The organism is Haloferula luteola (genome assembly GCF_014201715.1).
Taxonomy (GTDB): Bacteria; Verrucomicrobiota; Verrucomicrobiia; order Verrucomicrobiales; family Akkermansiaceae; genus Haloferula; species Haloferula luteola.
On record NZ_JACHFD010000002.1, the window covers coordinates 131,876 to 145,708 of the forward strand.

The 13,833-nt window shown below is 60.7% G+C and carries 8 protein-coding genes; 7 read left to right on the forward strand and 1 reads right to left on the reverse strand.

What is annotated here, in order from left to right; translation table 11 throughout:
* The first annotated feature begins 128 nt into the window (after positions 1-128).
* Together HNR46_RS02465 and HNR46_RS02470 are read left to right on the forward strand one after the other, a co-directional pair.
* Positions 129-1,652, forward strand: a complete 1,524-nt coding sequence (locus tag HNR46_RS02465) for an alkaline phosphatase PhoX (protein WP_221284970.1) — start codon at positions 129-131, stop codon at positions 1,650-1,652.
* A gap of 148 nt (positions 1,653-1,800) precedes the next feature.
* Positions 1,801-3,450, forward strand: coding sequence for a hypothetical protein (locus HNR46_RS02470; RefSeq protein ID WP_184015475.1), 1,650 nt, complete (start codon positions 1,801-1,803; stop codon positions 3,448-3,450).
* 9 nt (positions 3,451-3,459) lie between these two features.
* On the opposite strand, the gene HNR46_RS02475 is transcribed toward HNR46_RS02470, so the two are convergent.
* Positions 3,460-4,071, reverse strand: coding sequence for a TetR/AcrR family transcriptional regulator (locus tag HNR46_RS02475; protein ID WP_184015476.1), 612 nt, complete (start codon positions 4,069-4,071; stop codon positions 3,460-3,462).
* A 172-nt stretch (positions 4,072-4,243) separates the two neighbouring features.
* Between HNR46_RS02475 and HNR46_RS02480 the strand changes: the two genes are divergently transcribed.
* The 5 genes from HNR46_RS02480 to HNR46_RS02500 all read left to right on the forward strand — a co-directional run bounded on the left by HNR46_RS02480 (position 4,244) and on the right by HNR46_RS02500 (position 13,819).
* Positions 4,244-5,629: an efflux transporter outer membrane subunit gene (locus HNR46_RS02480; protein WP_221284972.1), complete on the forward strand. Its 1,386-nt coding sequence runs from the start codon at positions 4,244-4,246 to the stop codon at positions 5,627-5,629.
* Between the two features lie 22 nt (positions 5,630-5,651).
* The gene (locus HNR46_RS02485) at positions 5,652-6,815 is read left to right on the forward strand and encodes an efflux RND transporter periplasmic adaptor subunit (protein WP_184015480.1); all 1,164 of its coding nucleotides are present in this window, start codon (positions 5,652-5,654) and stop codon (positions 6,813-6,815) included.
* A gap of 24 nt (positions 6,816-6,839) precedes the next feature.
* The gene (locus tag HNR46_RS02490; RefSeq protein WP_184015482.1) at positions 6,840-9,992 is read left to right on the forward strand and encodes an efflux RND transporter permease subunit; all 3,153 of its coding nucleotides are present in this window, start codon (positions 6,840-6,842) and stop codon (positions 9,990-9,992) included.
* Between the two features lie 156 nt (positions 9,993-10,148).
* The gene (locus tag HNR46_RS02495; protein WP_221284973.1) at positions 10,149-12,665 is read left to right on the forward strand and encodes an ATP-binding protein; all 2,517 of its coding nucleotides are present in this window, start codon (positions 10,149-10,151) and stop codon (positions 12,663-12,665) included.
* Between the two features lie 80 nt (positions 12,666-12,745).
* Positions 12,746-13,819, forward strand: coding sequence for an acyltransferase family protein (locus HNR46_RS02500; RefSeq protein ID WP_184015486.1), 1,074 nt, complete (start codon positions 12,746-12,748; stop codon positions 13,817-13,819).
* Positions 13,820-13,833: the final 14 nt, after the last annotated feature.

The following is a 13,833-nucleotide window of genomic DNA, read 5'->3' on the forward strand; positions in this document are numbered from 1 at the left end:
ACGAAAATGCCATGTGAAAGTAACGGCACAAGAATCTCAATGCCAGCGCTTGAGGGATTCCCCAGAGGCTAGCCGCCCCGGCACTCACCAAGATGAGTTCACCGGGAGCACAGCAAACCACAACATCCATGATGAAACGCCTTGTCACCCGTCGCCAGCTTGCGTTGGCCGCCCTTGTCGCCGGCTCCGCCAGCACGTTCGCCGGCACGCCTACCTGGTTCATCCCTCTGACCGAATCTGCCCCTGTCACCTCACCGGTGTCCGCCGAGGAATTGACCTCTCCTTGGGCCACTCCCGCCGGCATCAGCCAGAAGAACGCTGTGAGTCTGCGCGAAGTCGAAGACGAAATCCTCAGCTATGGCCAATCGATCGGCCGTGCCGCCAACCTTGGCAGCAACGCTTCGATGTTCGACATGATGGCGTACGACCCGCAGGGCGAGTACCTCTTCATTCCTCACGAAACCCAATGGAGCGCTGGCGTCACTCGCTACAGCATCTATGACAACCATGCGGAACTGATCTTCCAGGGCGATGGCAACGGAGAGTCCGGTGACTACACTCAAGACTTTGGGGCTTTCGACCCCTGCCGTTTCACCCCGAATGGCACCCTCTTTCTCGCCGAAGAATGGGCCGGCACCGGCCGTGTGCTGGAAGTTCTCAACCCCTACGCGCCAGTCGAAGAAATCGAAACCCGCGTGCTCGAAAGCATCCCCAATGTTTCCCACGAAGGCATCAACTTCTCCAAGAAATACAAGGACACCATCTACTTCGTCGACGAGGACAACTCGGGCTCGATCTACAAGTTTGTGATGTCCACCCCAGGTGACTACACCAAGGGCCAAAGCTTCGTACTTTCCGTCGATGATTTCGACGGCGTCGCTTCGGAAAACTGGAACTCCACTGCCAATGCCACTGCCACCCGCACCGGCAACGCCACCTGGATCCCGCTGACCGATGAAGACGGCAACGCTCTCCCCGGAATCACCGATCCTTTCGTCGATGACTTCACCAACTTGAGCTACCGTGCGGGTCGGGTCGCTTCCGACAATGCCGGAGGCACCCCGTTCGGCCGCCCCGAAGACTGCGCCGTTTCCCACCTCCGCAATGGCCGCGAGGTGCTCTATTTCGCCGCCACGTCGGAGAATGCCGTCTATTCTGTGGAAATCCTCGGCAAGCGTCGTGTCCGCGGCGCGGGCAAGGTCGACCGCGCCATCGTTCGCGTCTTCGCAAGCGAAACCGACACCCCGAAAAACCTCGGCTTCGACGCTACCACCGCGACCCTCAACTCTCCGGACAACTTGTCCGTCGATGCTTTGGGCAACGTCTACGTGGTCGAAGATGCCCCCAACAGCTCCAGCACCGGCGGGGACATTTGGATGATTCGCGATACCAACAGCGACGGTGTCGCCGAGTCGCTCGATCACTTCCTCAGCATTCGTGTCGACGGCTCGGAAGCGACCGGCATGATCTGGAATCCGGTGATCCCCACGGAATTTGCGGTCAACGTCCAGCACCCCGACAGCACGGACCTCGCCAACGTTCCGAACGGACTCGGTGATGCCGTTTGGATCTTCAACGTCACCAACGTTGCCGATCAGAAATTCGTGAAGCGCCTGAACAAGGCGGGCAAGAACCGCCCGTTTGGCGAATAAGCCTTTCCAGGGTACGGTGCCCATCGTTGGAGGGCGGGCCTTTGGGTCCGCCCTCATTTTTGAGTCGGGCGCGCCCGTGTGCCAATTTCGTCGCAGCCCCCCGATTTCCAAGGTCTCGCAGCCCGACAAACCTCCGCGCACTTCGCAGATGAAAGCCTTGCTCATCGCCCTCGCAGCCTTTTCAGGCACCCTCGCTCTGGCCGAGGATTCCGTACCCTCCGTGGTCGATCACGCCACGCCGGAACGCATGATCGAGGCACTGAAGGCCTCCCGTGGAGTGCTCCCGCCGGTTCCTGATGTCCACCCGAAACGGATCCTTTCCAATGCCGAGGCCGTCGTGCCACCCCAGTGCTACACGCAGACCGAAGCTCGCTACAACCCTTGCTACGTCTGCCACCAGGACCCCATCAACGGTCGAGAAAATGTCCTCGGCGATGGCGATCTGCAACGCGACTACGCCTTCAGTGATCTCGGCATGACGAATCACTGGAAGAACCTCTTCGAAGATCGGAGCGAACGCGTTGCCGCCATGACGGACGAAGAAATCCTCGCCTACATTCGGCAGGACAACTACTCCGAACTTCCCGGTCGCCTCCGTGAGGTCGATTTCGATGGTTGGATTCCCGACCTCGCCGATTTGCAGCTCGGCGACGCTGCCTTCGACGCACACGGATTTGCGCGCGATGGCTCAGGCTGGGTAGCTTTCAACTACAAACCCCTGCCCAGTACCTTCTGGCCCACCAATGGATCCACCGACGACGTGATGATCCGATTGCCCTTGGCCTATCGGACCCTCTCCGATGGTTCCCCTAGCCTCGACGTTTACCGGAGCAACCTTGCAATCCTAGAAGCTCAAATCAAAGGGCTGGACTCGATCTCTTGCCTCCCGGTGGACGAAAAGGCACTCGCCGTCGACCTTGATGGCAACGGCACGCTCGGCACCGCCACTCGCATCACCCGACTCGACAGTTGGACAGGGGCCGCCGCCGGCGAATTCATCGACACCTTCCTCTATCCCAAAGGAACCGAATTCCTCCACACCGTGCGCTACGTGGGGATCGACGACACGGGAAAAATCGGTGTCTCCACCCGCATGAAGGAAGTGCGCTACCTGCGCAAAGCTCGCGCCGCCAACAAGCCGGTCTACGCCCGCCGCTATCAGGAAGAAGGCTATGAGAAAGACGCCGGCAATCTGCCCGATTACCTCGGGCTCGGCAACAAGGGCATCGACAACAAAAGTGGTTGGGCCGTCCAAGGTTTCATCGAAAACGCCGAGGGCCGACTTCGCGCCCTCACCTTTGAGGAAAACTTCTCCTGCATGAGCTGCCACAACGCCATCGGATCCACCATCGACAAAACTTTCGCCTTCCCACGGAAGATCGACGGCTCCGCTGGCTGGGGCTACATCAACCTCAAAGGCATGCCTGATGCGCCCAGCAAGGGCGAGCGCACCGGGGAAATCGCCACCTACCTCGCCCGCGTGGGCGGTGGCAGTGAGTTCCGCAACAATCCCGAAATGGAAGATCGTTGGTTCTCCCGCGGCCGCGTTGACCACCAAAAACTCGCCAGCGCGAAGGATGTCTACGATCTCATCACCCCCTCCCGCGAACGCGCGCTCGCTCTCAACAAAGCCTATCGCTGCATCGTTCAGGACCAGGATTTCATCAACGGGAAGGACGCCACGATCTCACCTCCCAAGAACGTCTACGACGCCATCGACAACGACAAGACGCCGACGCTTCCTGACGATCGGGTCTTTTCCTACAACCTTCTCCTCGAGTGGCCCGAAAGCTCTTGAAGCGGGCGATCAAGCCCGGTCCAGCTCTGCCATCGCGCCGACCAGAAACAGATCCACCACCTTTTTGACCACCTCTTCGCGCTCGCCGGGCTCCAAGGCGGGCTCATGACCCAGCACCTGCGGCCAAAACCCAAACTCCGAGAGCATCGCACAAAACTTCCGTGTGACCGATCGCCAATCGCCCGGTCGGATCACCCCCGCCGCGATCGCTTCTTCCATCCATCGACCCAATCCCGTCTCGCCACGACGCAACCGGTCGAAAGCTCCCTTGGCCAATTCGGGATTCCTGACCCGTTCCGGCAGGATCACCCGGGTCATGTTCATGAATCCCTTGCAACCCACCAAGTCGAGGTGGCGGCGCGCCAAATCCTCAAGCTGATCCCGCACACTGCGGGATGGATCATACGGCATCGAAGTCGCCCCAATCAGCTTCTCGCACAGGATTTCCGCCAGCTTTAGAAACAATCGCTCTTTGCTCTCGAAGTGATTGTAGACGGTTCGTTTCGAAACCTCCGCCCGCGCGGCAATGTCATCCATGCTCGCAGCCGCGTAACCAGAAAGGCTGAACTCTTCGACAGCTGCAGCCAAAATCGCCGCACGTTTTTTCTCACTTTGGGTCATCAAGATCGGGACGGCCGGAGGTAAGCGGGGACCGGCTCACACGAAAAGTAAACTTTACGGTTTACTTTCGCCAGAGAAAAGTAAACTCTCCGGTGTAATTTTTCGGCCGGCGGGCATGACGCCCACCGAACGAGCCACCCACATGAACGCTTCCACCCTCTTTCCCCGGGGAATGACTGCGGCCACACTCTTGGCGGCAGCAGCAACGATGATGACCAGCTGCCAGAACGGCTTCATGGTCGGTCCCGACTACCAGACACCTGGCACAGATTTGCCGTCGAGCTACCGATTTGATTCAAAAAAGAACGGTCGCTCCGCCGCCAAGCGCGACGAATGGTGGCGGGTCTTCAACGACTCGGGACTGAATCGACTGATCACACAGGTCCGCGCGTCCAATCACGATCTCAAGGCAGGCCTCAAACGCGTCGAACAAGCCCGGGGCGCCATCCGCCTCGCCGCCGCAGACGCCCTTCCCAACATCGCAGCTTCTCCCGCAGCCACCCGCAGCCGCAGCTCCGCGGAAGTTCCTAATGGGGGCTCGACTGGCAACCTTTTCAGTGCGCCTCTCGGTGCTCAGTGGGAAATCGACCTCTTTGGGCGGATCCGCCGCGGTGTGGAAGCTGCCGGTGCCGACGCCCAAGCCAGCCAGGAAGCGCTTGATGCTCTGCGTCTGTCCATCGAAGCCGAAGCCGCTTCAGGTTACTACAACCTACGCGCGATCGACCGCGAAATCGACATCGTCCAGGAAGGCGTCAAAAGCCGTGAGGGATCGCTCAAGCTCACCCAAGACCGCAATGAACTTGGCGCGGTGAGCTCGCTCGATGTCTCCCAGGCTCGTGCCCTTCTGGCCACCAGCAAGGCCGACTTGGCTGCGCTGCGCCGCCAACGCACCGCCCAGGAAGCGGCCCTCGCGGTTCTGGCCGGCCAACCCGCCTCCGCGTTTGCCATTCCTCACTCCCCCCTGAGTGGCAAGGCACCTTCGATCCCAGCTGGGCTTCCGGCTGAGCTGCTTCGTGCTCGACCCGACATTCGCCAGGCCGAACGTCAGCTCGTGGCCGAAAACGCCCGCATCGGGGTGGCCACCGCCGCCTTCTATCCATCGATCAGCCTTTCCGGGAACCTCGGATTTCAGGCGTCAGATATCGAAAACCTCTTCAACCATGGTGCCCGATTCTGGGGCATTGGTCCTGAAGTCTACGTCCCCATCTTCCAGGGCGGCCGCAACAAGGCCAACCTCGGCATCACCCAAGCCCGCTACGAAGAAGTCGTCGAAACCTACCAGCAAACCATCCTCGAAGCCTTGGCAGAGGTCGAAATCCGACTCTCCGCCAGCCATCTGCTCGATACCCAGACCGTCGCCCAACGGGAAGCCGTCGAGGCTTCCACTGAGGCCCGTGATACCGCCACTGAGCAGTACGACGGCGGCACCGCCAGCTACCTGACCGTGCTCGATGCCGAACGCACAGCCCTCGATGCCCAACGCCAACAGGCTCTCCTCCTTGGCGCGGAATACACCAACACCGTCAACCTCATCCGCGCCCTCGGTGGCCGCTGGTAAACCTCTTGCCCCGTTCTATTTCATGTACTCTCACGCCCTCACCACCTCCCTCGTTCTCACCCTCGCGCTCGGCGCTTGCCGCAAGAACGACGGCCCGGCACCTCAACAACAAGCGCCTGTCGTGGAATTCGTTCAGCCCACTCAGGAAACCATCACCTCCTGGGACGAATACAACGGCCGTCTCGAAGCCATCGACAGCGTCGAAGTCCGCGCCCGCGTCGGCGGCATGCTGGAAAAAATCCACTTCACCGACGGCCAAACCGTTGAGGAAGGAGACCTTCTTTTCACCATCGACCCCAAACCCTTCGAGGCTGCCCTGAAAGCCGCCCGTGCCGAACTCGATCAAGCCAGCGCCTCGGAAACTCTGGCAAAACAGAACTACGAGCGCGGCCAGCAACTTCTCGATCGCAATGCCATCGCCCGTGAAGAGGTCGACATCCGCCAAGGTTCCCTCGCCGAAGCCCAAGCGCGCACCAGCGCCGCCGAAGCCCAAGTCGAAACGGCCGAACTCAACCTCGGCTACACCCAGGTCCGCTCCCCGATCCACGGCCGCATCGCCGACCGTTTCATCACTCCGGGCAACCTGATCAGCGGAGGCTCCGCCGAATCGACTCTGCTCACCACCATCGTCTCCATCGATCCCATTTACTGCCGAATCGATGCCGACGAAGCCACCGTGCTCAAGTACTTGCGACTCCAAAAGGAAGGCAAACGCGAATCGGCACGCAATAGCCGGGTTCCCGTCGAGATGGCAGTGGATGGCGATGAAGGCTACCCACGTGGCGGCTACATCGACTTCGTCAGCAACGCCTTCGACCCCGCCACCGCCACCCTCCGCGCTCGTGCGCTCTTCGAGAATGGCGATAGCTTCCTGGCCCCTGGGATGTTCGCCAAATTGCGCCTCCCCGGCCGCGGCGAGTACACCGCCACCCTCGTCCCCGAGATCGCGATCCAGACCCAGCAGGACATCACCTACCTCCTCACCCTCAACTCGGAAAACATCGTCCAGAGCACCGCAGTCACCCTCGGGCCGAAGCACGGAGACCTTCGGGTCATCGAAAGCGACCTCCCTCTGGACACCCGCGTCCTCGTCAGCGGTATCACCATGGCGCGTCCCGGCATGCCGACCTCGCCCAAGCCCGCCGAAACCAAGGCTCCTAACGCGCCGGAAACTCAAGGCCACTGAGGCCGACCCGGACACCCGTATCTCATGAAATTTCCCCAGTTCTTCATCGACCGCCCGATCTTCGCGGCCGTGCTGTCGATCGTGATCATGCTTGTGGGCGGCATCGCCTACAAGACACTCCCGGTTTCCCAGTACCCGGAAATCGCCCCGCCCACCATCCAGGTCACCGCCACCTATCCGGGGGCCAGCCCGGATGTGCTCGCTGCCACCGTCGCCACACCGATCGAACAGGAGATCAACGGCGTCGATGACATGCTCTACATGACCTCGTCGTCGACCAGCAATGGCGCCGTCCAAATCACCATCACCTTTGCCCAAGGCACCGACGTCGACCAAGCTCAGGTGCTCGTCCAGAACCGCGTCGCCCGGGCCGAACCGAAGCTCCCCGAAATCGTCCGCCGCACCGGTGTGGTCACCGAAAAAGCCAGCCCCGACCTTCTGCTCGTGGCGCACTTGATCAGTGACAATGATAGCCTCAGCCAGCTCTTCGTCGGGAACTTCGCCTTCCTGCGCGTCCGCGACGAACTCCTGCGCCTCGACGGCGTCGGTAACGTCACCGTCTTCGGCGCCTCCGAATACGCCATGCGCGTTTGGCTCGACCCCCAAAAGCTGGCCGCCCGTGACCTCACCGCGGGGGATGTTCTCGACGCCCTTGGCGAGCAGAACATTCAGGTCGCCGCCGGCACCATCGGCCAAGAACCGATGAACACCTCCACGGCGTTCGAAATGAACGTCATCGCCCAGGGACGTCTCAAAACAGAGGAAGAATTCGGCGACATCATCGTCAAAACCGGCGACGAAGGACAGGTCGTTCGCCTCGGCGATGTCGCTCGCCTCGAACTCGGCTCCCAAGAATATGCCCGCGAGAGCTTTCTCGATGGTAAAGCCGCCATCGGTATCGGCATCAGCCAACGCCCCGGTTCCAACGCCCTCGCCACCGCCCACGAGATTGAGGAAACCCTCAAGCGCCTGGAGAAAGACTTCCCGGCCGGCCTGAGCACTGCGATCGTCTACAACCCCACCGTCTTCGTGGAGGAGTCGATCAACTCGGTGATGCACACCCTTTTTGAAGCGGTTCTCCTCGTCGTGCTCGTCGTGCTCGTGTTCCTCCAGAACTGGCGTGCCTCGCTCATCCCGCTCCTCGCCATTCCCGTCTCGCTGGTCGGCTCGCTCGCCGTCATGGCAGCCCTCGGATTCTCGCTGAACAACCTCACCCTGTTCGGCATGGTACTCGCCATCGGGATCGTCGTCGACGATGCCATCGTCGTGGTGGAAGGGGTCGAACGACACCTTGAAGAAGGCATGGGACCCAAGGCCGCGACCCGAAAAGCCATGCACGAAGTGAGTGGCGCTCTCGTTTCGATCGCCCTTGTGCTCAGCGCCGTGTTCATCCCCACCGCCTTCATCACCGGCATTTCGGGGCAGTTCTACCAACAGTTCGCGATCACCATCGCGGCAGCCACCATCATCTCCGCCTTCGTTTCGCTCACCCTCAGCCCGGCCCTCTGCGGCATTCTCCTGCGGGGTCCGGAAGCGAAGAAAGACTGGTTCCAACGCTTCCTCGATGGCGCCTTCGGATGGTTCTTCCGTGGCTTCAACCGAGTCTTCGGCAAAATGTCGGATGGCTATGGGGGCTTTGTGAAGCGCATCACCCGTGTGCTGGCGGTGATGCTTCTCCTCTACCTCGGTCTCGTCGGTCTCGGCAGCTACGGCTTCAAAAAAACCCCTGGCGGATTCATCCCTCAACAGGACCAAGGTTATCTGATCCTTGCCGTGCAGCTCCCCAATGCCGCTTCGATTTCGCGCACCCGTGAGGTCGTCAAGGAAGCCGCAGCCACCGCCCGCTCCATTGATGGCGTTGCCCACACGGTGGAAATCGCCGGTTTCTCCGGTGCCACCCGGGCCATGGCCCCCAATGCAGGCGCCGTTTTCATCATCCTTGAGTCCCACCACGAACGCGCCAAGCGAGGTCGTTCGGCGTCCCTTATCAGCGCCGATATCCAACGCGCCGTCGGCTCCATCACCGATGCCATGAACGTTGTCATCGAGCCGCCTCCCGTCCAGGGGATCGGCACCGGCGGGGGCTTCAAGTTCATGCTCCAAAATCGGGCTGGGGCCAGCTACGCCGAACTGCAGCAGCAAACCTATGCTTTCATGGGCAAGCTCAACCAAGACCCCCGGATTTCGCGGGCCTTCTCGACCTTCCAAGCGAACACGCCGCAGTACTTTGCCGACATCGACCGCACCAAGGCCAAAATGCTCAATGTTCCGATGTCGAATATCTTCGAGACCCTACAGGTCTTCCTCGGCTCGTCCTACGTCAATGACTTCAACGAATTCGGCCGCACTTACCGGGTGATCGCCCAAGCCGAGTCCGAATACCGCGACGACGCCAGTGATGTGCGCCTCCTCAACACCCGCAGCTCGGACGATCACCTCGTCCCCCTCGGCTCGCTGGTGGAAATGAAGCGCACCACCGGCCCCGACCGGGTCGTCCGCCACAACCTCTACACGGCTGCCGAAATCAGCGGTCAAACCGCCCCAGGCGTCAGCACCGGTGAAGGTCTCGACATTGTTGAGGAACTCGCCAAGGAACTGCCCGCGGGCTATGACATCGAGTGGGTCGACATCGCCTACCAAGAACGCGCCGCGGGCAACACCGCCGCCTTGGTGTTCGCCTTGGCCGTGGTGTTCGTCTTCCTTCTCCTCGCCGCCCAGTATGAAAGCTGGGGATTGCCCATGGCCGTCATCCTGATCGTCCCGATGTGTCTGTTCAGCGCCATCGGGGGCGTCCTCATGCGGAACATGGACAACAACATCCTCACGCAGATTGGCTTCGTCGTGCTCATCGGCCTTGCCGCCAAGAACGCGATTCTGATCGTCGAGTTCGCCCGCCAAATCGAAGACGAAGGAAAAGACCGCTTCGAAGCTGCCATCGAGGCCTGCAAACTTCGCTTGCGGCCGATCTTGATGACCTCCTTCGCCTTCATCTTGGGGGTGGTGCCGCTGGTCATCGCCTCCGGCCCCGGTGCCGAAATGCGGCAGGCTCTCGGCACCGCGGTATTCGCCGGCATGTTGGGTGTGACCTTCTTTGGCCTCATCTTTACCCCGGTGTTCTACGTCTTCATCCGCGGCCTGTTCCAACGGCGTAAAGACGCTGACACCGCCGCTGCCTAACCTCAACCCAGCCCCCCCCAGCCGGACCCCAGCGCGCCATCTCATGCCAGCGTGGCGCGCTGGAATCCTCTCTCTCCTAAGGCCCACCGGAATTCCCTCCGGTGGGCCTTTTGCTGCCATGCAGCGGTCTTCCGATTTTTGCTGAGGTTTCCTGCGGTGTCGCTGGGTCGCCAAACGCCGAGGACGGAGATTCCTCGGCGCAATCCGTTTTCCGACTTCGCAGCCGCACCCGAATCTCTTCATGATTCGCTGCAAATGGATACCCCCTCCTTCGAAAAGCTCGGTTCTTTCTATCTCGGAAAAACCTACGACCTCGAAACCGCAGCTCCAACGGAGGAGCAGGTCCTCTACGACTCGAAAGATTTGGTCACTCACGGGGTGGTCCTCGGCATGACCGGGTCCGGCAAAACCGGTCTTTGCATGGCCCTTCTCGAAGAGGCCGCCATCGATCACATCCCCGCCATCGTGATCGACCCGAAAGGCGATATCGCCAACCTCCTCCTCACCTTTCCCCACTTAGCCGCAGAAGATTTCCGGCCATGGATCAACGAAGACGATGCTGCCCGCAAAGGGATGTCCCCTGATGACTTCGCTGCCAAAACCGCGGCACAATGGAAACAAGGACTCGCGGACTGGGGTCAATCGCCTGAGCGGATTCAAAACCTTCGTGATGCTGTCGATGTCAACATCTTCACTCCCGGATCCCAGGCTGGCATCCCCGTGTCCATCCTCGCCTCCCTTGCCGCTCCTCCGATGGAGATCGTCGAAGAGAGCGAGCTTTTCGGAGAGCGCATCGAATCCACCGTCGCCTCACTGCTCTCTCTGGTGGGAGTCGATGCCGACCCCATACAATCTCCCGAAGCCATCCTCCTCGCCAACCTCTTCGGGCACGAATGGCGCGCAGGCCGCGACCTCAGCCTCGAAAACCTGATTCGCCACCTTCAAAAGCCTCCTTTCGACAAAGTCGGGGTGATCGACTTGGAAAGCTTCATTTCCAGCAAGGACCGACAGTCCCTCGCCCTCAAATTCAACAACCTGCTTGCCTCCCCCGGCTTTCAAACGTGGCTCGAAGGCCCGCCACTCGACATCGCGAAAATGCTCCACACCCCCGAGGGCAAGCCACGCATCTCGATCTTCAGCATCGCCCACCTTTCCGACAGCGAACGCATGTTCTTCGTCAGCCTGCTGCTCAACCAAATGCTCGGTTGGATGCGCGCTCAGAAAGGCACCACCTCTCTCCGAGCGCTTCTCTACATGGACGAGATCTACGGCTATCTTCCACCGACGGCCAATCCGCCTAGTAAAAAGCCCATGATGACCCTTCTCAAGCAGGCTCGCGCCTTCGGAGTCGGGTGCCTCCTGGCCACGCAAAACCCCGTCGACCTCGACTACAAGGCACTCTCCAATATCGGCACTTGGTTCCTTGGCCGATTGCAAACGGAACGCGACAAACTCCGGGTTCTCGACGGACTGGAAGGCGCCGCCGCCTCGCAAAACTCTCAATTCCATCGAGCCGCCCTGGAGAAGCTCCTCTCCGGTCTCGGCAATCGGGTTTTCCTCCTCAACAACGTCCACGACGGTGCCCCGGAGCTCTTTCATGTCCGCTGGGTCATGAGCTACCTCGCAGGCCCGCTCACCCGCAGTTCGATCAAAACCCTCATGGACCCCAAGCGGGCCCCCTTTGCAGCGTCTGATCACCAGAATCCGTCCAGCCCTCCCGTCAATCCCATGTCCATGGGTTCCGCCACCGCAACATCGGCGCATCCAGTCGTGCGACCGATCGTCGGCCCCAACGTCTTGGAGCACTTCGCACCCCTCGTCGGCCCTTCTCAGGGCGTCACCTATCATCCCCATCTCCTTCGGGTGGGAACCGTCCGCTTCGCCTCTGCCAAGGCCGGAATCGATGGCTCCCGAGTCATCCGCAAGGTCAATCCCATCAGCGCCACCGGCATCACCTGGAACCAGGAAATTCCACCGCCGCTCAAACCCGAAAGCCTTACCTCTCAGCCCAGTGAAGGAGCAGGCTTCGCAGAGCTTCCTGGATTCGCCATGAACGCCGACAACTATAAAGCTGTCACCCAAGAGTTCGACGACTGGCTCTATCAAAATGAACGCGTCGAAATCTTCCGCTGCGCGGAGCTCAAACAGTATTCCCAACTTGGAGAATCCGAATCCGATTTCCGTGCTCGACTCGGCCATGCCGCTCGCGAGGCTCGCGACCAGGCAGTCGAGCAACTTCGGGACAAAGCCGAAGCAAAACTCAAAACTTTGGAAAACCGCCTCCGCTCGGCGGAAACTGCTGTCGCGAGAGAGAAAGGCCAAGCCAACTCCGCCAAGCTCGAAGCCGGCATGAGCATCCTCGGTTCTCTCCTCGGTGGCGTCCTCGGGGGTCGCCGTCGCAGCGCCCGCACCTCCGTCTCCCGCGCTAGCCGAGCTTTTCAACAACATCGCGATGTCGCCTTGGCCGAGGACAAAGTCGAAGCCATCGAGTCGGAAATACAATCGCTCCAGAGGGAACTTCAAGACGACATCGCCAACCTCGATCGCAACTACTCTCCCGAAGCGCTCGACCTCGACACGGAAAGCCTCAAACCCACCCGCGCCAACGTGCAGGTCAATCGCGTCGCCCTACTTTGGCTCCCTTACGATGACCGCGGCAACCCGGCGTGGTAGGGAAACGGCCCGATATGAAGGCCCCATTCTCCACGACCTTTCCCCTGTCCATTTTCTCCCAGCATCCCTAGAACCCCGCCGTGGCGGCGAAACGCAATACCCAACTTGACGGCTGGCGGGCCTTGGCCGTGCTCGGCGTGATGTGGCTGCATTGGATCCCCGATGAATGGGAGGTTCCTCTTCCCCTTGAAACCGGCCTCTACTTTTTCCTCACCCTCACCGGCTTCTTCATCACCCGCGTGGTCCTGCGGGATCGCGCCTTGGGCAAACCTGGCATCTACTCGACCATTGTCCGTCGCCGGGCCTTGCGCATCCTCATTCCCTGCTTTGCCGCCTTCGCCTTTGCTTGGTTGGTCCGGGCTCCCGATTTCGTCGCCCACCCTTGGTGGTATCTCCTTCAGCTGGCCAACTTCCACATCGCCGGACTGCCGGGATGGCCCTCGGGCACCTCTCACTACTGGACGCTGGCCATCCAATCCCAATTCTACCTGATTTGGCCATTGGTGGTTCTCGCCCTACCCCGCCGCTGGCTCGCGCCTGCCTGCCTTTTCACCGCGCTCCTGGCGCCCCTTTCGCGGATGCTACTCGAACGCCAATGGTCCCACCTCCCGCAAGGCGGTGCGATCACGACCTGCTGTCTCGATTACCTTGGTCTCGGCGCCTTTCTCGCAGTGCTGATGCAAGGAGGCATGCCTGCCGACGATCGACGACTGCGCACCGTCGCGTGGATTTCCGCCGCGATCTATGGAGTCCTCTATGCTCTCGAGGAAGCAGGGCACCCCCTCGCCGGTGTCCGCTATTTCAAGCAAACCTTCCTGACGATCGCCCTCTGCGGACTGATTGCTGCCAGCCTTTCAGGATTGCCCCAATGGCTTGCCGGGCTCCTGCAACATCCGATCACGCAACACATCGCCAAGATCAGCTACTCCCTCTACCTGCTTCATTCGCTGGTCCCGCTGGCCCTCGGATGGGTCATTCCCTGGCTTTGGCAGCTTCCGGAAACACACGCCACCAGTGCCCTCAAAATGGTCATCTTTGGGCTCTCCTCATGGGGACTATGCTGGTTGTCGTGGCGCTACATTGAAGTGCCGGTCGAGCGATGGCGAAATCGCGCCAAAACCGCGACTCCTGCCGTCGCGGAACCAACCGCCTGAACTCGCACATTCCA